Annotated in this window: 13 protein-coding genes; 3 read left to right on the top strand and 10 right to left on the bottom strand. The window is 73.5% G+C overall.

What is annotated here, in order from left to right; translation table 11 throughout:
• Positions 1 to 10: 10 nt before the first annotated feature.
• The gene (locus tag ACQP1V_RS13170) at positions 11 to 1,504 is read left to right on the top strand and encodes an alpha/beta hydrolase family protein (protein ID WP_433422477.1); all 1,494 of its coding nucleotides are present in this window, start codon (positions 11 to 13) and stop codon (positions 1,502 to 1,504) included.
• On the opposite strand, the gene ACQP1V_RS13165 is transcribed toward ACQP1V_RS13170, so the two are convergent.
• Positions 1,474 to 2,532, bottom strand: a complete 1,059-nt coding sequence (locus ACQP1V_RS13165; protein WP_433422474.1) for an alpha/beta hydrolase — start codon at positions 2,530 to 2,532, stop codon at positions 1,474 to 1,476. The two genes, ACQP1V_RS13170 and ACQP1V_RS13165, sit on opposite strands and share 31 nt — an antisense overlap.
• Positions 2,533 to 2,799: 267 nt before the next feature.
• On the opposite strand from ACQP1V_RS13165, the gene ACQP1V_RS13160 reads away from it, so the two are divergent.
• Positions 2,800 to 4,236, top strand: coding sequence for an LCP family protein (locus tag ACQP1V_RS13160; protein ID WP_433422471.1), 1,437 nt, complete (start codon positions 2,800 to 2,802; stop codon positions 4,234 to 4,236).
• A gap of 126 nt (positions 4,237 to 4,362) precedes the next feature.
• Here the strand turns inward: ACQP1V_RS13160 and ACQP1V_RS13155 are convergent, their stop codons facing one another.
• From ACQP1V_RS13155 to ACQP1V_RS13115, 9 genes are all read right to left on the bottom strand, one after another.
• Entirely contained in the window at positions 4,363 to 5,778 is a 1,416-nt protein-coding gene (locus ACQP1V_RS13155; RefSeq protein WP_433422468.1) for an alpha/beta hydrolase family protein, read from the bottom strand.
• 112 nt (positions 5,779 to 5,890) lie between these two features.
• Entirely contained in the window at positions 5,891 to 6,466 is a 576-nt protein-coding gene (locus ACQP1V_RS13150; RefSeq protein ID WP_433422465.1) for an ArsR/SmtB family transcription factor, read from the bottom strand.
• Between the two features lie 241 nt (positions 6,467 to 6,707).
• Positions 6,708 to 7,757 (bottom strand): enolase C-terminal domain-like protein, encoded by a 1,050-nt coding sequence (locus ACQP1V_RS13145; protein WP_387415245.1) that lies wholly within the window; start codon positions 7,755 to 7,757, stop codon positions 6,708 to 6,710.
• A 16-nt stretch (positions 7,758 to 7,773) separates the two neighbouring features.
• Positions 7,774 to 9,204 carry an MFS transporter gene (locus ACQP1V_RS13140; RefSeq protein WP_433422462.1) on the bottom strand — a complete coding sequence of 477 codons (1,431 nt, stop codon included), beginning with the start codon at positions 9,202 to 9,204 and terminating at the stop codon, positions 7,774 to 7,776.
• Positions 9,205 to 9,316: 112 nt separating this feature from the next.
• On the bottom strand, positions 9,317 to 10,483 hold the full coding sequence (locus ACQP1V_RS13135; RefSeq protein WP_387415249.1) for a VWA domain-containing protein: 1,167 nt from the start codon (positions 10,481 to 10,483) through the stop codon (positions 9,317 to 9,319).
• The gene (locus ACQP1V_RS13130) at positions 10,483 to 12,813 is read right to left on the bottom strand and encodes a DUF5682 family protein (RefSeq protein WP_433422459.1); all 2,331 of its coding nucleotides are present in this window, start codon (positions 12,811 to 12,813) and stop codon (positions 10,483 to 10,485) included. Before ACQP1V_RS13130 ends, ACQP1V_RS13135 begins: the two co-directional genes overlap by 1 nt.
• A gap of 27 nt (positions 12,814 to 12,840) precedes the next feature.
• Positions 12,841 to 13,917, bottom strand: a complete 1,077-nt coding sequence (locus tag ACQP1V_RS13125) for an ATP-binding protein (RefSeq protein ID WP_067142313.1) — start codon at positions 13,915 to 13,917, stop codon at positions 12,841 to 12,843.
• A complete protein-coding gene (locus ACQP1V_RS13120) occupies positions 13,914 to 15,521 on the bottom strand; it encodes a DUF5691 domain-containing protein (protein WP_433422456.1) in 1,608 nt (535 codons plus the stop codon). Before ACQP1V_RS13120 ends, ACQP1V_RS13125 begins: the two co-directional genes overlap by 4 nt.
• Positions 15,518 to 16,915 carry an SWIM zinc finger family protein gene (locus tag ACQP1V_RS13115; RefSeq protein WP_433422453.1) on the bottom strand — a complete coding sequence of 466 codons (1,398 nt, stop codon included), beginning with the start codon at positions 16,913 to 16,915 and terminating at the stop codon, positions 15,518 to 15,520. The genes ACQP1V_RS13120 and ACQP1V_RS13115 overlap by 4 nt, the downstream gene beginning before the upstream one ends.
• Before the next feature lie 173 nt (positions 16,916 to 17,088).
• Here ACQP1V_RS13115 and ACQP1V_RS13110 point away from each other — a divergent pair, with 173 nt between their 5' ends.
• Positions 17,089 to 20,013 carry a helix-turn-helix transcriptional regulator gene (locus ACQP1V_RS13110; RefSeq protein WP_433422450.1) on the top strand — a complete coding sequence of 975 codons (2,925 nt, stop codon included), beginning with the start codon at positions 17,089 to 17,091 and terminating at the stop codon, positions 20,011 to 20,013.
• Positions 20,014 to 20,076 lie beyond the last annotated feature (63 nt).

The following is a 20,076-nucleotide window of genomic DNA, read 5'->3' as shown; positions in this document are numbered from 1 at the left end:
GAGCGGTGTCATGAACATCGGCCGAGGAACGCTGGCCGCGACCGCCACCGTGGTGGCGGTCGCGCTCGCCATGGTCGGATATGTGCTCTCACCTCCGTTGTTCGACCCGGCGCCGCTGCCCACGTCCGAGGAGTTCCACTCGCTTCCGGCCCAGCCGTCCGCCGAGTCCCGTCCGATCCCGGCGGAGTCGGCCTTCTCGACGGAGAAGGTCAGCGTGCAGGCGAAGGGAGAGGTGCTGACGGCCACGATCCGGGCGCCCCTCTCCCCGGGGCGGCATCCCGCGATGGTGTTCGTCCAGGGCTCGGGGTCGGGCACCGGCAGCGAGTTCACCTCCCAGGCGAGGTGGCTGGCCGAGCGCGGCGTCGTGTCCGTCGCGTACGACAAGCGCACGGTGGGGTACTCGTTCCGCGACCGCGACTTCGGACTGCTGGCCGACGACGCGCTCCGGATGATCGAGCTCCTGCGGGCCAGGCCGGACGTCGACCTGGCGCGCACCGGGCTGTGGGGTGTCAGCGAGGGCGGCTGGGTGGTGCCCATCGCGGCGGCCCGCAGCGCCGACGTGCGGTATGTCGTGCTGGTGTCCTCGCCGAACGTCTCGCCGCTCCGGCAGGTCGCCTGGGCGCTGAACGAGCAGCTCCTGCGCCTGCACGCGCCGACGGGCGCGCGCGACCTGCTGACCCGCGCGATGGGCGGCGTCGGCTTCGACTTCCTGCGCCACGACGGCGTCCCGGCGCTGTCGAAGGTGCGGCAGCCGGTCCTCGCGCTGTACGGCACCATGGACCCCTCGATCCCGTTCGTCGCGAGCACCCGAACCCTCACCTCGGCGCTCCGCGCGGCGGGCAACGCCGACTACACGATCAGGTTCCTCGCCGGGGCCGACCACGCGATGCGGGTCAGCGGCGGGCGGTTCGTCTCCGACTACCTGCCGACGCTCGCGAACTGGATCAAGGGCCTGCCCGGCACCGCGGGACAGCAGCCGCCGCTCGCGGGCGCGACGCCGGTCCAGCGGTTCGAGGCCAGCGACGTCCCCGCGGCTCCCTGGTACGGCGGCACGACCTTCCTGTGGCTCACGATCTGCCTGGCCGCCGTCGGCTACGTCACGGCCCCGGTCACCGAGATGGTCGTCCGGCTCCGCGGGCGCGACCTGAGGCTGGCCGCCAACGCGCAGGCCTGGTCCGGGATCCGGCGCAGGATCAGGCGGATGGCCTGGACCGGGCTCGGCATGCTGGCCGCGGCGCTCGCGTTCATCACGCTGATCGTGCTCTTCTCGGTGAACCAGGCCGGGGCCTGGCCCGCCGTGCAGTCCGGATGGCTGGTCGTGCGGCTGCTGACCGTGCTGATGCTCGCCCAGGAGGTCTCCACGATCGCGGCCGTGATCGGCGCCCTGCGCGACGGGTGGGAGCCCACCCGTTGGCAGTCGTCCACGCTGGCGTGCGTGCTCGGCGGCACCGGGCTGCTGCTGCTCACCGCCGCCTACTTCGGGCTGTTCGCGTTCCCCTGGTGACCGTTCTCCCGGACCTCCCGGACCTCCCGGACCTCCCGGACCTCCCGGACCTCCTCGACCTCCTGGACGCCGCGTCCCGCACGCTCGGGCGGGCACGCGTAGACGAGCCAGCGGTCGATCTCGGCCAGCGCCCGCTCGCGTACCGGCGCGGGTGACAGCAGCAGGTCGTGCATCCCTCCCGGGACCCGCAGGCACGTGACGTGCGGCCCGATCCTGGTGGACCACCGGGCGATGTGCTCCGGATCGAGGACGACGTCGGCCGAGTGCGCGTCGGGGACGAAGTCCCGCACCCGCAGGCTGCGGTCGGAGCAGAGCACCAGCACCGGGACGTCGACGCGGAGCCCGGTCCGCAGTCGCCGGTGCGCCCGCCGGATCGCCGCCAGCCACACCGCGTGGACCGGAAAGCCGCCCAGCGGCTTCCACTCCAGGTCGTAGTCCCACTCGCCGCTGTGGTCGCGGTGCAGGCTCGTGCCGTACGCGGTGGCGGCGCCGAGGGGCAGCACGGCCGTCGCGGGGAGCCTGGCCAGGATGCCTCCGATCGCGTCGGCGGCTCCCCTGACCGGGGCGGGCACGTTGAGGTCGAGGAACGGGCTGTTGAGGACGAGGGCGTCCACCAGACCGCGGCCGCGCACCCGGTCGGCCCACAGTGCGGCGATCAGGCCGCCGGTCGAGTGGGCGCTGATCACGATTTCGTCGTGGTCGGCCCGGATGATCCGCACGGCCTCGTCGATCTCGGGGAAGTGTTCCGTGACGCTGCCGACCAGGCCCCTGGTCTGGTGGGACAGCAGGGAGCGGCCGTACTTGCGAAGGTCGAGCGCGTAGAAGCTCACGCCCTGGCGGACGAAGTGGTCGGCCACATGGGTCTGGAAGAAATAGTCCGTGAAGCCGTGGATGTGCAGGACGGCCCGGCGGGCCCCGGGCACGCGGCGCCGTACGAGCGTGGCGACGACCTCGCCCTCGGCGTCGTGGCCCATGGGCAGGACGAGGGCCTCGTAGTCCGCGCCGAGGATGTCGGGGACGGGGGTCATCGCGACTCCGCGAGCCGCGATGGGACACCGGATCTCTCCGGCCGCAAACCGGGGTAACGTTCCCGTTCCACTCGGGCGTGATGCGCATTGACCAGGTCAAATGCCCGTATCGACTCGCCACGGCACGCGGGGGCTCCCCCGCGACGGCGCGCTGTCGGAGTCACTGTGATCACGGCCGCATTCCCGGCCGCACGGTTCTCGATCCGTCGAAAGCCATGAACCGAACTTTATTCAGTTCTGTGCGGATACGTCCCTTGGGGTGAGCACGTGCCCTTCGCCCGTCCGATATTTGACCGCGTCCGTGAGCCGGAGCTGCTGAGAACGCCCGTCAGCGCGGCGGCGCTGATCGGCTGGACGGCGCTGTCCGTCGTGCTGCCCGGGGCCGCGCACCTGCGCGCCGGATGGAAGCGCACCGGATACGCGCTGTTCGGCGCGTACGTGGTGGTTTTAACCGTCGTGGGAGCCGTCGCGGTGAACGCGGACGCGCACCTGGCCGGCCGGGCGCTCAACTGGCTCGGCCTGATCACCGTCGTCACCGCGGCCGCCGGGGCCGCCTGGTTCGCGCTGGTGATCCACTCATTCGTGGTGCTGTGGCCGCAGGGCCTCCCCAGGGCGGCGCAGATCGCCACCGGCGTGGCCGCCGGGACGCTGTCGATCGTGGTCGCGCTTCCGTTCACGATGGCCGCGCAGTTCGTGTCGGAGTCCGAGCGGACCATCGACAAGATCTTCGCCGCGTCCGCGGGGCCGCTGTTCCCCGTCGTACCCGGCGGGCGGCTCGTCGACAGCGACCCCTGGGGCGGCCGGGAGCGGGTGAACGTGCTGCTCCTCGGCGGCGACTGGGGCAACGACCGGACCGGCATGCGTACCGACAGCGTCAACGTGGCGAGCGTGGACGTCCACACCGGCAACACCGTGCTGCTCGGCCTGCCGAGGAACCTGGAGCACGTGCCGTTCCCGCCGGGCAGCCCCATGGCGCGCCGGTTCCCGACGGGGTTCACGCTGCCGGAGTCGCGCCCCGGCTGGCGCGACGACCTCCTGTTCGGCGTGTGGCAGTACGCCGAGGACCACCCGGAGCTCTTCGGCGGCCGCCGGCACATGGGCGCCGAGACGCTGAAGCAGACCGTCGGCTACATCCTGGGCCTCCGGATCGACTGGTACACCCTGGTCAACATCTGGGGCTTCGCGAAGATCATCGATGCTCTCGGCGGCCTCGTCCTGACCGTGGACACCAACATCGTGTACGGGAAGTACGACGAGGGCCTGATCCCGGCGGGCACGCGCAAGCTGAGCGGCGCCGACGCGCTGTGGTTCGCACGGTCGCGCACCAACAGCGACGACTACAGCCGGATGCGCCGCCAGCGGTGCGTCTTCAGCGCGCTGCTCAACCAAGCCGACCCGGCGACCGTGCTCTCCCGGTTCACCCAGATCGCGGCGGCGACCCGGAGGATACTCCGCACCGACATCCCGCGATCGATGCTGCAGGACCTCGTCCCGCTGGCCGTGAAGGCCAAGAACGCCCGCGTCACCAGCGTGCAGTTCATGCCGCCGCTGATCAACACGAGCGCTCCCAACTGGGCGCAGATCCGGCTCCTCACGGCGAACGCGATCGAGAAGTCCTCCGCTTCCAAGCGGCGGGGCGTCAAGCACACGCTGGCCACCCCGGGCGCGCCGAGCCCGATCGGCGCAGGATGCACCGCCGTCTGACGCCCTGCCTCAGGCCCGTCTCGGGCTCGGTCGCGGGACCCGGTCTCGGGGCCTGGTAACTCGGCCAGGCCCCGTCGCCGCGGTCCGCGGACCCGCTGTCTCGCCTCTGAGAAGCCCCACCGGTTCTCAGGGAAGGAGCACACCCCAGTAGGCCGCCCACGGCACGAACACCGCGGCCGCGGCCAGGACCATGCCCAGCCGTATCCGGTTTCCGCGGGACAGCTCGTGGCGGTGGCGCCAGGTGGCGACGGCCGTGGCGACCGCTGCGACGACCACGGCCACGGCGAGAAGCTGAAGCGCCAGCCAGGGCAGAGAGCGGCCAAGGACCACGGGCCCGATCAGGTAGGCGCCGGTGAGCACCAGGACGCAGAAGTAGCCGAGGAAGCCGAGCGTGGAGGCCGTGATGGCGATGGCGAGCCAGCGAGCCGATCGTGCGGCCGGAGGCGCGCCGCGACGTCGCCGCAGCCGCCTGATGATCGCGGCCAGCGCGTAGCCGAGGGACGCCCCCAGGAAGATCGTGAAGGCGGCGAGCTGCAGCCAGGGCGACTCGTACCAGGCGAACGGTCCGTCCACCGGACGGCTCAGCCGATCCTGGGACGGCGGCTGGTCCGCGCCGGCCGCCGGTGGACCGTCGCTCAGGTTCGCGATCCAGGCGGCCTCGAATTCGGCGTAGTCGGCGGCGAGGCTGTCGGGACGGTCGAAGCCGTCGTCGAACGTGCGGTTGAGGTTGTGGCGGACTCCGGCGATGAAGTGGATGGTGTAGTGGCCGTTGCCGCCGTTTTCCAGGCCCTGCCGGATGATCTGGGAGCTCTCGGCCGGCATCGCTTCCCGGTCGAGGGTTCCCCACAGGGCGAGGACCGGCTGGTCGACGTGTTCCCAGCTCCGCATGGGGTCGCGGTCCTCTTCGCCGAACAGGCCGCTCCCGATCCCGAACCTGATGGCGCGCTCCTGCAGCATGAGCGTCAGCGACCCGCGTACGCCCGCGTGCCGGAGCCGCTCGCCGTACGCCCATGCCTGCTGCCTGGCGGGCGTCGTTCCGACCGCTCCGGCGACGATGAGGAAGGCCACGTCCGACGATCGGGCGGCCGCGATCGGCGCCACCCACGCCCCCTCGGACAGTCCCCAGATGCCGACCATCGCGGGGTTCACGTCGGCGCGGGCCCGCAGTGCGCGCACCGCCGCGAGCGCGTCACCGGCGAGCGTCTCGTAGTTCCGCCGCAGCGTGGAGTAGCCGATGGTGCGCTTGTCGTATATCAGGGTCACGATGCCCCGCTTGGCGTAGGCCTCGGCCTCGTCCCGGAATTCCTCCCGGGTGACCGGCCCGGCGCCGTGCACCATGACGATGCCGGGCCTGCGGCCTTTCGCCGTCTTGGGCGCCACGACCGTCCCGCGCAAGGTCACGCCGCCGTCCCCGATGAAGGTGACATCGCTGGTGACCAGCGCGTCGGCGTGTGCGTGCGCGGGCACGGGTACGGCGCACAAGGCGACCGCGAGCAGGACGGGCAACAGCGACCACGTCCAGCGTTTGCGTGAGAGCAGCACGAGGTGCTCTCCTTTCTATGGGAAATCTGTGCACGTGAAGACACGCCCTTCGCGGGGCGTGGTGATGCGGATTTCGTCTCTGGGCCGTCGGGCTGCCACCCGGCGGCCCAGATCATTCGCCGTCGTCGGCGGATGTGGGGGCGGGGAACGCGAGCATCCGGGCGAGCACGACGCGCGCTCCGGGCGGCGTCGCCTCGTCCGGCCTTTTGTAGCGGTAGAGCAGTTTCACGTACTCCTCGAGGAACTCTTTGAGTTCGTCGACGGTGAGGCGCATCGCCGAGCGCGACCAGGCCAGGGCGTCCGCCCATTCCCCGAGGTCGTCGCGTTCGAGCTGGAAGCGGCTGAACTGTTCGAGTTCCTCGGCGAAGTCGAGCCGGTTCATCTCCTCGACCGCCACCCGCATCTCCGGCGTCTGCCGGCTGTAGGGCGGGATCCTGCGATCAGCGGGCACCTGGCGCCACCAGCGTTCCCGTCCCTTCGACAGCTCGGGCACCTCTTCGATGAAGCCGTGCTTGGCCATCTGGCGCAGGTGATAACTGGTCAGGCCGGTGCTCTCGCCCAGTGCTCGGGCGAGAGTCGCGGAGTTGGCCGGACCGTTGCGCAACTGCCGCTCGATCCGCTGTCGCATGGGATGCGCCAGGAGCTTCAGCGCTTCGACATCGGTTATCTCCTCTGGAACGAGATCCACAAGAGCACCGTATCGCTCGCAAACGCTCTTTGCAAAGCCTCTTTGCAACTTGGCCGGAGCTTCCCCGGGCACTACCTGTGGCACGCCGGCTTCCGGGTACGCGAGAACGTCAGGTGACCGCTCGGCGCCGTCCGGCGGGGACGCCACGTTCCGCGCCAAGCCTTCGTCGTTCGACTCCACCGGGGTGAACGGCGGCCGGCCCCTCCCGCGCCACACTGCGCGGGCGAAACAAACGACGCCCTCAGACGCGGAAGGTGTCCTTGGCCATGCGGCGGACCTTCTCCTCGTCGATCGTGTGCCCGAGACCCGGCTGGGTGAGCGGCACCGCGACGACCCCTCCGGACGCGCCGACCGGCGGCGTGACGATCTGGGCGCTACGCGGCGGCTCTGCGACGTCGCTCGGCAGGGTGCACCCGGGCAAACTCGCCACCGCCACCGTGGCCGCCCGGGCCAGGCCGACCCCGAGCCCGCCCGCGCAGGTGACCTCCCATCCGGCCGCCACCGCCGTGTCGTGCGCGAGCCGTACGGCGGACAGGGAGCCGAACCGCGCGGGGCGCAGCAACAGAGCCCGGCCCGCGCGCGCGGCCACCGCCTCGTCCAGCTCCTCGACCGAACGCGCCTCGACGACGACGGCCGCGGAGACGCGCTCCTGCAGGTCGGCGCTCGCCTCCAGATCGGTGAACGGCCGCTCGATCGCCACCAGCCCGTACGCGTCGAGCGCCTCGAGCTGGGAGATCTCGGTGTACGCGCCGTGCCCGTCGACGGCGATGGCCAGGCCGGGATAGGCGGCGCGGACCGCGCGCAGCGGCTCGACGTCCCATCCGGGGTAGACGTCCATCGTCACGTGGGCGTACCCGGCGCAGACGTGCCGGTTGACCCGGGCCACCATGCCCTCGAGTGAGCGCTCCGCGCCCAGCCGCACGGTCGCCATCAGGGAGGTACGGCTGCCGCCGAGGGCGTGGGCCAGCGGGACACCCTTCATCCGGGCCCACAGGTCCCAGCAGGCCATGTCGGCGGCCGAGCCTCCGGGAACGCGGCCCAGCTCGGAGGGGTGCTCCCAGTCGACACCGATCAGGGCCGCGGGCAGGGACTCCTCCAGGGTGGCCCACAGCTTCTCGTGCCCGCCCTCCTGATCGTCACCGCGCTCGCCGGGCAACGCGGCCGGGCGCCGGACGGCCTCTCCCCAGCCGACCATCCCGCCGTAGTCGGTGATCCTCACCAGGACGCTCTCTGGCCGCCTGCCGTAGGGCAGGGTCAGCCTGAAGAGTTCGAGCTCCCGGACGCGCGGCAAGTGGCAACCCCCTCCGTTAGACCTCCATGGTGCCCGCTGCGCGAGGGTGCTCAAAACGTCCGGAGGAGACGGCCGCGGCGCCGGCCATGAGGGCGAGCAGGCCGAAGCACACCACATAGCTGGCCACCGACCGGTGGGCGGCGGTGGAGATCGCGCCGGTCACGGCGACGGCGACGACCGAGTAGACCGACTCGCCGATGGAGAGCGAGGCGCTGTTGGCCCCCTTCTCGGCGGGCGGCGACAACTTCAGAATCAGCACGGACAAGGTCGGATAGGTCAGGCCCATGCCGAGCCCGCCCACGCACCATCCGAGGAACCCGACGAGCACCGGCACCGACGGGAACACCATCAGCCCCGCCAGCAGGATCGCCGTCGCGATCAGGGAGGTGCCCGTACGCAGGATCAGCCGGCGGTCGCGCGGCTTGCGCCCCTGGATCCACGAGCCGGTGGACCAGAAGAGCGCGCCGCCGGTGAGCGCGAGGCCGGCCTCCGTCGGGCTCAGACCCCGACCGGTGGTGAGCACGAGCGGCACGAACACCTCGGCCGCGAAGAACGCGCCCGCCGCGAGGCCCCGGAGGGCGACCACGGCGGGGACGCCGCGCGCCACCCGCAGCGTCCCCTTGGGCAGCAGCCGGGGCAGGGCGACCGCGAGGACGGCGAGCCCGGTGATCAGGAGCGGCACCGCCCCGGAGCCGCTGCCGTACTGCATGAGCGTGGCTCCAGTGGCCACGACGACGCCCCAGACCAGCTTGATCGCGAACTTCCGCGTCCCCGTTGCGGCGGCCGCGGGGGCGTCACCGGTCGCGGCCCCGGAATCGTCGCCGAGGTCAAGGCCGACGGCGGCCGACGCGGTCCGCGTGCGGCGGTAATCGGCCAGCCCGCGCCACAGGAAGACGGCCGCGGGGGCGGCGAGCATCGGCACCCCCAGGAAGACCCAGCGCCAGCCCACGTGCTGCACGACCACGCCGGTGATGGCCGGGCCCACCAGCGACGGCACCACCCAGGCGGCCGACAGCAGGGAGAACACCTTGGGATGCATCTCGGCGGGATAGACCCGGTCGATCAGCACGTACAGCGCGACCGAGAACAGGCCGCCGCCAAGCCCCTGGAGGAACCGCCCGGCGACGAAGACCTCCATGTTCTGGGCGGTCCCGGCGAGCAGCAGGCCACCGCCGAAACCGGCCAGGCCGGTCCACAGCGGCACCAGCGGGCCGCGCGCGTCGCTCCACCTCCCGCCGACCAGGGTCGCCATCACACTGGCGACCAGGCTCGCGTTGAAGGCCAGGCCGTACAGCGCCATGCCGTCGAGTCGTTGGGCGACGACGGGCATCGCGGTGGCGACCGCGAGGTACTCGAACGCGATCAGCATGATGATCGCGACCATGCCGACACCGAGAGCCCGATAACGCTGCGAGAAGACCGGCGGTGCCGTCATTACCGAATTCACGCGACGGACATTACAGATGGCCGCATCCTGTCCGAAATCGGCCATTGGACCTAGGTCATGGCTGACAAATCAAACCCTCGCTGCGCTACAAGCAGCATTTATCAGACACTCCTCAGGCCCTATTGCGTTCGACGGAGATGTTGCGTTCGACCCACTGCGTGATGTCCCGGCGCTCGATGGCGGCGGCCATCATGCCGGGGAACGCGTCCGGCGTGCAGGCGAACGCGGGCACCCCGAGCGCCGCGAGCGCCGCCGCGTTCTCGCGGTCGTAGGACGGCGCGCCCTCGTCCGACAGGGCCAGCAGCACGATCACTTGGACGCCGGCCGCCGTCATCGCGGCGACCCGGCGCAGCATCTCCTCGCGGACGCCGCCCTCGTAGAGATCGCTGATCAGGATGAAGATCGAGTCCGTCGGCCGGGTGATCAGGCCCTGGCCGTAGGCGATCGCCCGGTTGATGTCGGTGCCGCCGCCGAGCTGGGTGCCGAACAGCAGCTCAACCGGGTCATGGAGTTGATCGGTCAGGTCCACCACGGCGGTGTCGAACACGACGAGGCTGGTCCGCAGCGACCGCATCGACGCGAGGACCGCGCCGAACACGCTGGAGTAGACGACCGACGCGGCCATCGACCCGCTCTGGTCGATGCACAGGACCACCTCGCGCTGGACGGCCTGCTGCCGGCGGGCGTACCCGACCAGCCGGGACGGCACGACCGTGTTCCGCTCGGGCAGGTAGTTCTTCAGGTTCGCCCGGATCGTACGGTCCCAGTCGATGTCGGCCACCCGCCGCGGCCGGTGCGTGCGCGCCGACCGGTCGAGCGCCCCGGTGACGGCCGCCCTGGTCCGCTGCGCGAGTTTGGCCTCCAGCTCCGCGACGACCTTGCGCACCACCGCGCGGGCCGACTCGCGCGCCTTCTCCGGCATGACCCGGTTCAGCGAGAGCAGCGTGCCGACCAGGTGGACGTCGGGCTCGACCGCCTCCAGCATCTCGGGCTCCAGCAGGAGGCGGCTGAGGTTGAGCCGTTCGATGGCGTCCTTCTGCATCACCTGCACGACCGTCGAGGGGAAGTAGGCGCGGATGTCGCCCAGCCAGCGGGCCACCCGGGGCGCGGACGCCCCGAGCCCCGCACCGCGTTCGCGCCCGGTCGTCCCCGCTTCGGCGTCGTACAGCGCGGCCAGCGCCGCGTCCATGCCCGCGTCGGCGCCGCCGAGCGCGCAGCCCGTGCCGTCCGCGTCGCCGCCGCCGAGGACCAGCCGCCAGCGGCGCATCCGCTCCTCCATCACGCCCTCCCCAGGATTTCCAGCACAGTGCGGACGGCCGGCGCCGCCCGCTCGTCGTCGTGATCCGCCCCGGCGCCCGCTCCCCCGCCGCCGCGGACGGCGGACGCGCCGGACCTGACCCGCTCGCCGATCGCGCGGCGTTCGGGCGCGTCGAAGGCGCCGAACGTGCGCCGCAGCAGCGGGAGCACGTCCACGAACGCCTCCGGGGACAGCCCGGCCAGCCAGCCGTCCACCGCGGCGAGCAGCCGGGGGTCGTGGACGAGCAGCAGGCCGCCTCCGGACAGGAAGCCCTCCACCCAGGCGGCGGCCCGCGCGGGCGGATGGCCGAGGGACATCGCCCTGGACATCCGTACCTGGACGTCGTCCGCCATCCGAGCGTCGAACAGGATGCGCACCAGGCGGCCCTCGATCACGCCCGGCAGGTCGCTCCGGTCCGCCACGCCGCGCAGGGTCGCGAGCCAGCGGTCGCGCGGCGCCTGCCCGGCCTCCGGGCGGCTCTCCTCCCCCGGTCCGGCGCCCCGGTCATCCTTTCCCGGCCCGCCGAAGCCGTCCGACTCGCCGTGGTCGGCTCGTCCCGGTATGTCGTCCAGCAGGGCCACGGCGGCGTGGACGGCGTCGATCTGGGAGACGAGCTGCCGGGCCGGTTCGTCGTCCAGTCCGGTGACCGCGCTCGGCAGCCCGGCGCAGACGCGGGTCAGCAGCGAGTCCACGATCGCGGCCAGCCCGGTGGAGGGCGTGCCGCGGACGTCGCCGTACCGCTGGGCCCGGACCAGCGCGGGAAGCGCCGCCATCAGATGCCCGACGTCGCTGTCCAGCGCCGCCCGGTCCCCGATCGCCCGCAGCACGTACGGCAGCGCCTCCGGCAGGTCGGCGAGCAGGCACCGCTCGACCAGGGCGGTCAGGTCGGCGAGCGGCGCCTCCGGGTACGCGGCCAGCTCGCGCACCCGGGCGGTGGCCGCCGCCTCGACGGTGATCCCCCAGACCGCCGCCTCGATCAGGGCGACGTCGAACTCGGGCCGCCATTCCAGCGTCCACGACTCCTTGAACGTGCCCTTGCCCCTGCTGTCGCGGGGTTCGCCCCACGGGATCCCGATCAGCCGCAGCCGGTGCAGCAGCCGGCTGCGGTCGAGGTCGAGCGCCTTGCGGAGGTCGAGGTCGTGGTCCCGGCCGAGCGCCTCCGGCTTGAGCCGTACGCGCCGCTGCTCCTCCCGCAGGTGCCGCTGCAACGGCACCATCGGGGTCGAGTCGGGCACCCGGCCGAGCCGCTCCCCGAGCACCATGCGGCGCCGCACCAGCTCCGCGGGCAGCTCGTCCCCCTCGCACAGGACCGCCCTGACCGCCTCGCTCACCTCGTTCAGACCGGCGAGCGGCCGGTCCCGCAGCGTGGCCAGGCCGTGCGCGAGCCGTACGGCCTCGATGACGTGCGCGGACGATACGGGCAGGTCCTCCTCGCGGAGCACCTGGGCCGCCCGCGCCAGCCACCGCTCGATCGGCCGGTCCGGCGCGGTGAACAGGTGGTGGTACCACCCCGGGGAGGTGACGCCCGCGCCGTAACCGCTCCAGGCGGCGAGCCGGCCGTGCGTCCACGGCACCCAGGTCGTCTCGACCCGGGCCTTGGGCATGCCCCTGAGCAGCCGGTCGTCGTCCGACGCCCGCGAGGGCGCCGCCAGCGCGGGAACGTGCCAGGCCCCGCACACGACCGCGATCTCGCGGAAGCCGTCCTTGACCGCCTGCCGGAGCGACCGGCGCATGTACGCCTCGCGGCGGGCCTCGCGCGGATCGGGCGTGTACCCCTCGCGTACCGCGGCCATGGCCTCGGCGATCGCCTCGAAGACCGTCTCGGGCCCGGCCTCGCCGCCATGCCCCATCGGGTGGTCCGCCGGATGGTCGAGCCGGTGCTCGACGGCGTCCTCCCACCACCGCTCCGGATCGTCGTACCCCGCCGCCTCGGCCAGCGCCCCGATCGGATCGACACGGACGGCCCGCTCCTCCTCGGGGGTCTCTTCCTCGCCGGCGGCGAGGGAATGCGCCGCGGGCAGGTCGCAGAACCGCACCTCCACACCGGCCTCGACGGCGTAGCGGATCGCCTGCCACTCCGGTGAGAACACGGCGAACGGCCAGAACGCCGCCTTCGCCCGATCGCCCGGCACGTACGCGAGCAGCGCGACGGGCGGCTCCATGCCGGGGTCGGCGGCGAGCGGCACCAGCGCGTCCGCCTCCGGCGGTCCCTCGATGAGCACGACGTCCGGCTTCAACCGCTCCAGAGCGGAGCGCACGGCGCGGGCGGAACCCGGACCGTGATGCCGGACGCCCAGAATCGTGGTCGTCACCCCATCACCCACTCAGCCCGCATCCCGTCAGCCCGCATCGCGGCAGGCCCGGTAGAAGTCACGCCAGTCCTCGCGCTCGCGGACGACGGCCTCCAGGTATTCCCGCCAGACCACCCGGTCGGACACCGGGTCCTGGACGACCGCGCCGACGATCCCGGCCGCCACGTCGGAGGGGCGCAACACGCCGTCGCCGAAGTGCGCGGCGAGGGCGAGGCCGCTCGTCAAGACCGAGATCGCCTCGGCCGTGCTGAGCGTGCCGCTCGGCGACTTGACCTTGGTGCGGCCGTCGGCGGTCACGCCCGAGCGCAGCTCGCGGAACACCGTGACGACCCGGCGGATCTCCTCCAGCCCGGCCGGGGTCTCGGGCAGCTCCAGGGAGCGGCCGAGCTGCGCGACGCGGCGGGACACGATGTCCACCTCCTCCTCGGCGCTCGCGGGCACCGGCAGCACGACGGTGTTGAACCGCCTGCGCAGGGCGCTGGACAGCTCGTTCACCCCGCGGTCCCGGTCGTTGGCGGTCGCGATCACGTTGAACCCCTTGGCTGCCTGCACCTCCTCGTTCAGCTCGGGGATCGGGAGCGTCTTCTCCGAGAGGACGGTGATCAGCGCGTCCTGAACGTCGGACGGCATGCGGGTCAGCTCCTCCACCCGGGCCAGCTGTCCCTCGGACATCGCCCGCATGACGGGGCTCGGGGTCAGCGCCTCCCGGGACGGGCCCTCGGCCAGCAGCCGGGCGTAGTTCCACCCGTAGCGGACGGCCTCCTCCGCGGTGCCCGCCGTGCCCTGCACGAGCAGGGTCGAGTCGCCGCAGACGGCGGCGGCCAGATGCTCGGAGAGCCAGGTCTTGGCCGTCCCCGGCACGCCGAGCAGCAGCAGCGCCCGGTCCGTGGCCAGGGTGGCGACCGCGACCTCGACGATCCTTCTCGGGCCGATGTACTTCGGCGTGATGACGCCTCCGGGGTGGTCGGGGTCGCCGAGCAGGTAGGTCGTCACCGCCCAGGGCGAGAGCCGCCAGCCGGGCGGCCGCGGCCGATCGTCGTGCTTGGCCAGGATCGCCAGCTCGTCGGCGTACTGGTCTTCCGCGTGCGGGCGCAGAACCGTCACTTGTCCTCCTCGCCTAGCGGCCCGCCGGTCTCGCCGGCGGCGCCGTGTCCGTCGTCTGTCCGTCTCTTCTCAGGGGCACCGCCCGGCCCCTCGGCGCGGGTGTCGTCCGGCAGCCCGGGGGTGTCGTCCAGCAGCTCTCGCGCCAGCTCGTGGCGGAATCGGAGCGTCGTGGTCACCTCGTGGACCTCGGGGAGGTCCGACAGCCGCGCCACCTGGCCGTGCGCCGCCGCGTCGAACCGCTCTCCGGCCAGCCGCGCCAGCTCGCCCGCGTTCCACGGCTGGGCCGTCGCCACACCGGCGATCTTGTCCAGTACGGCCTTGGCCAACGGCGTGCCCCACGGCCGGGGGATGCCGCCGAGCATCATGATCATCTGGCCGTCCACCGGGTGCCGCCGGACGAACTCCGCCGCGATCCGGGACTGCTCCTCCGGGGGCAGGATCGCGAGCAGGTCGGTCAGCGGCTCGACATCCACCAGCGCCCGCGCCCATACGGCGTCGCCCTGGAGGATCGCCGCGCGGGTCCAGCCCATGCGGACCTCCCTGGCCCAGTCGCCGACCTCCATGGCCGTGATCTCGGCCGGGGAGAGCCCGAGGTGCTCCGGCCAGAAGGAGAGCGGCGTGTGGGCGATGACCTGCTGCAACCACCAGCCGCGCTGCCCGCTCCCGGCGGGTGGCCGGGCCCGCACGCCGTCGCGCTCCATCCGGCTGTCGCACGCCCTCGGCGGCGTGGCCCGGAGCCGGTCGCCGTCGCGGGTGAGCAGCCGTCCCGCACGCTCGGCCATCCGCGTCCCGAGCCGCGACTCCGGCAGGCGGGTGAGCAGATCGGCGGCGGCCTGCCGCACCTCGCGGCGGCGGTCGTCGAGCGCCGCCTCAAGGAACGGCTCGTCGCCCATGGCCAGCCCGTCGGCGAGGATCCGCGTGAAGGCCGCCCGGTCTTCGGGCGTCTCCTTGTCCCACCCCGCCGCCAGCAGCTCCCGCGCCGCCTCCTGATCGCGGGCGCGGAGCGCGGCCAGGTGAGCCCTGCGGTCCCCGCTGGTGCCGAACTCCCACACCTCGGCGGACCCGGCCCCGCCGGTCGGCTCGTCCCGCAGGTAGGACCAGGCCGGGTTGAGCCCGGCGAGCCACCGGCCACGCGCTCCGGCCAGCACCCCCAGGTGAGACCGGATCGACTGGTCCCTGGCTCCCAGGTCGAGCAGCCTCGGGATGAGCCGCGCCGGGAGGCGGGCGCCCCTCTCCGCGGCGATCTCCAGCCACTCCGGCAGCAGGCGCCCCTGCTCCCCGGCAAGGATCCGCTCCAGCCGGGCGGCCGCGGCACGGCCGACCAGCGGCCGGGTCTCCGGCGGAGCGGGAGGTAGCGGCCGGCCCCTATGCGGCCGCTGCCCCGCCCGTGCCCGGATCACCTGTACGGCCGCCTGCTCCAGCAGCTCGACCGGAGGCGCGACCGGCGCGCCGCCCACCGTGTCCGCCGTGTCCGCTGGGTCCGCTGCGTCCGCCCTGCCGGGCGGCCGGCCGCCCGGCACGGGTCGGCGGTCCGTGCCGACGAGCGCGGCCGACACGAGGTCCTCCCACGCCGCCGTCCACCTCAGGTCGGGAGTCGCGATCACAGCAACACCACCTGGCCTTCCTCGTCCCACGTCGTCAGCGGCCACAGCCCGCGCGGCGTCCATTCGCAGGCGACCGTGACCGGATGGCCGCCCGACACCGCGAGCAGCCGCCACGGCGTGCCGGCCGCCGGGTCGAGCCGCATCCCGCTCACCTCGGCACCGCCCTCGTCATCGGAGCCGGGGTCCCGGAGTCCGGGGTCGGCGAGGAGCCAGCCGCCGTCGTTCGCCGGCACCACTCCCGAAAGGACGACGGGCCACGAATCGATCCAGGGGTCCTCGGCCAGGACGCCCGCCAGCAGGCCGGGCGTCTCGGCGGCGCTCGGGCCGGGCGGCGGTCCGGCATGGACCGCGCCGTGCCTCCGAACCGCCAGTGCCCGCAGCGGCGCGGCGCCCGGATAGAACGCCAGCTCCGCGTCGACCGTCGTCCCGTTGACCAAGGACGCGTCGAGCGCCTGCCCCACCGGGGCGAACGACAGCACGAGCGCGGCCCGCCCGGTCTCCCTGCCCCGCAGCCAGACGCGGCGGGCGACCAGCCGGTCCTGCTCCTCGTCCCGGCTGCCGATCACGTCCCACCGGTCCCGTACGGCGGGCGACGCGAGCACGTCCTCGCGCGCCACCGGGAACCCGATCCTGGACCGGACCGTCTCGCCGAGCGCGTGCGGCAGCCCGGCCGCGCGGCGGTGCGCCACCGCGAGCAGGTGGACCAGCGCGTACTCCCCGAGGAGGCGGCCGGGCCAGTCCTCGTCACGCAGCACAACGGACAGCCGGGTGAACGTCCCCGCCATCCCGGGGACCTGCGCGTCGACCATGCGCTTGGCGAGAGCGTCCCACTCGGCCGGGCCGGTGCGCCGGGCGTCGGCGAGCCCCTGCGCGATCTGGTCGGCCAGCCACCGCTCCAGCTCGGACAGGCCCGCGGTGACCCGCTGCTCCCGTTGCGCCGCGCGCCGGTCCGGCGTGCCCGCGGTCTGCGGCGGGGCGCCGTCCGGGGTGGCCGGTTGTGCCGCCTTCTCCTGGGCCGCCTTCTCCTGGGCCGCGACGAGCCGCGACGCCTGCTTCTCGGCGCGGTCCCTGCGCTGCTCCATCCACTCGGCGGCCCAGTCGGCGGGCTCGTCCGCGGCCGGCACCCCGTCGGCCGACCAGAGGAGGAGCAGTCCCAGCGCGTGCTTGCAGGGGAACTTGCGGCTCGGACAACTGCACCGGTACGCGGGCTCGGACAGGTCCACGCACGCGCGGTACGGCTTGGACCCGCTGCCCTTGCACTCGCCCCAGAGCACCTCGGAGGTCACTCCGTGGGCGGACCACTTCGCGGGCGAGCTCACGCCCGTGGCGGTCTTCTGCGACGCCGCGTCCGGTGCCAGTGCGAGCACCTGATCGCGGCTCCACCGTTCGATCACGCGCCGCACAGTAGCCAGCGCCCCCGACAAAACCGGGTCCCCACGTCCCGCCTGCCCGTCGCCGCAGGTCAGCGCGGCGATCCGGGACCGGCGGGGTCCCACGGTCGCGCACCGGGGCATACGGAGAGTTCTGGCACAACGGCGGTTTCCGTCCCGCGTGTCATACTCGCGCCGTGACTCCGAGAACCGTGCAAACCGCGCTCATGGGTCGTTCCACCGAGCTCGGCCGGTTGCTGGGCGTGCTGGACGCGGCCGAGGACGGGCTGGCCGGGGTCGCGCTGGTGGGCGGCGACGCGGGGATCGGCAAGACGCGCCTCGTCAGCGAGGTCAGGGACCTCGCCGAGGAACGCGAATTCACCGTGCTCGCCGGGCAGTGCGCGGAGCTCGGCGACGCCCTGCCGTACCTGCCGCTCGTGGACGCGCTGCGCGGGCTGGCGGAGCTGGAGGCGCCCGGCGGCGACCCACTCGCCGCCTGGCCCGCGCTGCGGCGGCTGCTTCCCGGCGCCGACCCGGACCCCGCGGGGGCGGCGACGGGCGCGCTCGCCCAGCAGCAGCTCTTCGGCTCGGTGCTCGGCCTCCTGGCGTCCCTCGCGGAGCACCGCCCGGTGCTGGTGGTGTTCGAGGACCTGCACTGGGCCGACCGCTCGACCCGCGACCTGCTGGTCTTCCTCACCCGGATGCTGCAGCGCGAGCGGGTCACCCTGATCGGCACCTATCGGACCGACGACCTGCACCGCAGACACCCGCTGCGCCCGGTCCTCGCCGAGCTCCAGCGCCTGCCGCTGGTCGGCACGATCGAGCTGCCCCCGCTCGGGGACGACGATCTGGCCCGCCATCTCGCCGATGTGGACGGGGCCTCCCGTCAGCCCGTCGGCGTGACGGACGACGTGATCGGCCAGGTCCTGGAGCGGGCCGGCGGCAACCCCTTCTTCGCCGAGGAGCTGCTCACCGCCGCCGCCACCTGCGGCGGCGTTCCCGGCAGTCTGTCCGACCTGCTGCTCTCCCGGGTGGAGGCGCTGTCCGACCAGGCGCGCCACGTCCTGCGGGTCGCGGCGGTGGCGGGCCACAGCGTCGACCACGACATGCTCGCGGACGCCGCCGGGCTCGGGGAGGTCGCGCTCGACGACACGCTGCGCGAGATCGTCTCGCGTGGGCTGCTGACCGCGGGCAGGCACGGCTACGCGTTCCGGCACGCGCTGCTCCAGGAGAGCGTGTACGACGACCTGCTCCCCGGCGAGCGGACCCGGCTGCACGGCGCCTTCGCCCGGCTGCTCGCCGCGCGCGGCGCCCCGGCCGCCGAGCTGGCCCACCACTACCAGGCGGGACACGACCTGCCGGGCGCGCTGCGCGCCTCGGTCGAGGCGGGCCGGATCGCCGCGGGCCTCGGCGCGCCCGCCGAGGCGCACCGGCACCTCGACCGGGCGCTGGAGATCTGGGAGCACGTGCCCGACGCCGAGCGGATCACCGGCACGAGCACCGTCCGCATCGCCCTGTCCAGCGCCGCGGCGGCCGCGGACGCCGGTGAGTACCGCCGGGCGGTCGCCCAGATCCGGCGGCTGCTCCCGACGCTCGGCGACCCGCTGCTGATCTCCGAGGCAAACGAGCGGCTCGCCTACTACCTGAGCGACTCCGATCTCGGCTCCGGCATGGTGGAAGCGGCCCGCGCGGCCGTGGACGCGCTGCCGCCGGACGAGCCGACCCCCTTGCTCGCCCGCGCGCTCGCGACGTACGCCCGGACCATGTTCGCCACCTCCGCCACCGCCGTACGCGATCTGGCGGCTCAGGCGCTGGACGCCGCCCGGGCGGTGGGGGCGCGCGACGCCGAGGTCAGCGCGCTGATCTCGCTGGCGATCGTGGAGGAGGTGACGGGCACGATCGAGCGCGTGGTGGAGCTGCTCGACCTGGCCGCCGCGACGGGGTCGGACGACCTGTCGATCCACCTGCGCGCCACCTTCCACACGGCCCGGGTGCGCTACGAGCACGGAGAGCTGGAGGCCGCCGCGCGCCTGGCGGGCGCGGGCGTCGAGCTGGCCGCCCGCTGCGGCCTCACCTGGAGCTTGTACGGCACGGACCTGCGCTTCCTCCGCTTCCTGATCCAGTACGCGGCCGGCGACTGGGACGAGGCCGAGCGGATCGCGGCCGGGTTCGGCGTGCGCGTCGGCACGATCGCCGCGGCGCGCCTGTCCTCCTTCGCGCTCTTCATCGAGGTCGGGCGGGGCGGCGACGCGGCCGACGAGCGGATGTCGTGGCTGCGGCCGTTCTGGCGGCCGGACGAGCAGGGCGGCGACGGCCTGGTGACCTACATGGCGGGCGGGCTCACCGCCGAGCAGGCGCTCTGGCGCGGCGATCCGGAGACGGCGCTGCGCCACGTGACGGCGGTGACGGACACGCTCGACCCCTTCGACCCGGGACTGATCCGGATCTGCGCGACCGCCCTGTGGGCGCTGGCGGAGGGCGCGGCGCCGGACGACGCGCGCGAGCGCGCCGACGACCTGATCGAGCGAGCGCGGTGGGCCGCCGCGAACGGCCCGTACGGCCCGCGCGAGGAGCTGGGCCCCGAGGGCGCCGCCTGGCTGCGGCGCGCCGAGGCCGAGTGGCACCGGGTCCGCGGGACGGCGGAGCCGCGCGTGTGGCGGGAGGCCGCGGACGCCTTCGGGTTCGGGTTCGTCTACGAGGAGGCGCGGTGCCGGTGGCGGCTCACCGAGTCGCTGCTGAACGCGGGCGAGCGCGAGGCCGCGCGGGCCGAGTGGTCCCGCGCCGTGGAGACGGCCGAGCGGCTCGGCGCCGCCCCGCTGCGTGCGGCGCTGGAGACGCTGGGCCGGCGGGCCGGGTTCACCGAGCCGTCACGGCCGTCCGCCGAGACCGCCGACGCCGACGTAGACGCCGAGGGCGGCCTCGAGGCGTTGACGGTCCGCGAGCGCGAGGTGCTCGAACACGTGGCGGCCGGCCTGTCCAACCGCGAGATCGGCACCCTGCTGTACATCTCGCAGAAGACCGTGAGCGTGCACGTCTCCAACATCCTGGCCAAGCTCGGCGTGGCGAGCCGCACCCAGGCCGCGGCCGTCGCGCACGGGCGCCGGGCGGCCGCCGAAAAGTGATCTGCCACGTTGCCGGTCCGCGCTTCACCCCGTCGCGCCCGCTTGTAACAATGCGACGGTAGC

The sequence above is a fragment of the Microtetraspora malaysiensis genome (assembly GCF_050947145.1).
Classification (GTDB): domain Bacteria; phylum Actinomycetota; class Actinomycetes; order Streptosporangiales; family Streptosporangiaceae; genus Microtetraspora_A; species Microtetraspora_A malaysiensis.
This window is presented reverse-complemented; position numbering and strand designations above follow the sequence as displayed.

Excerpts from the sequence above, each read along its gene's own strand:
- ACQP1V_RS13165 (WP_433422474.1), bottom strand. The coding sequence starts at position 2,532 with ATGACCCCCGTCCCCGACATCCTCGGCGCGGACTACGAGGCCCTCGTC.
- ACQP1V_RS13170 (WP_433422477.1), top strand. The coding sequence starts at position 11 with ATGAACATCGGCCGAGGAACGCTGGCCGCGACCGCCACCGTGGTGGCG.
- ACQP1V_RS13135 (WP_387415249.1), bottom strand. The coding sequence starts at position 10,483 with ATGGAGGAGCGGATGCGCCGCTGGCGGCTGGTCCTCGGCGGCGGCGAC.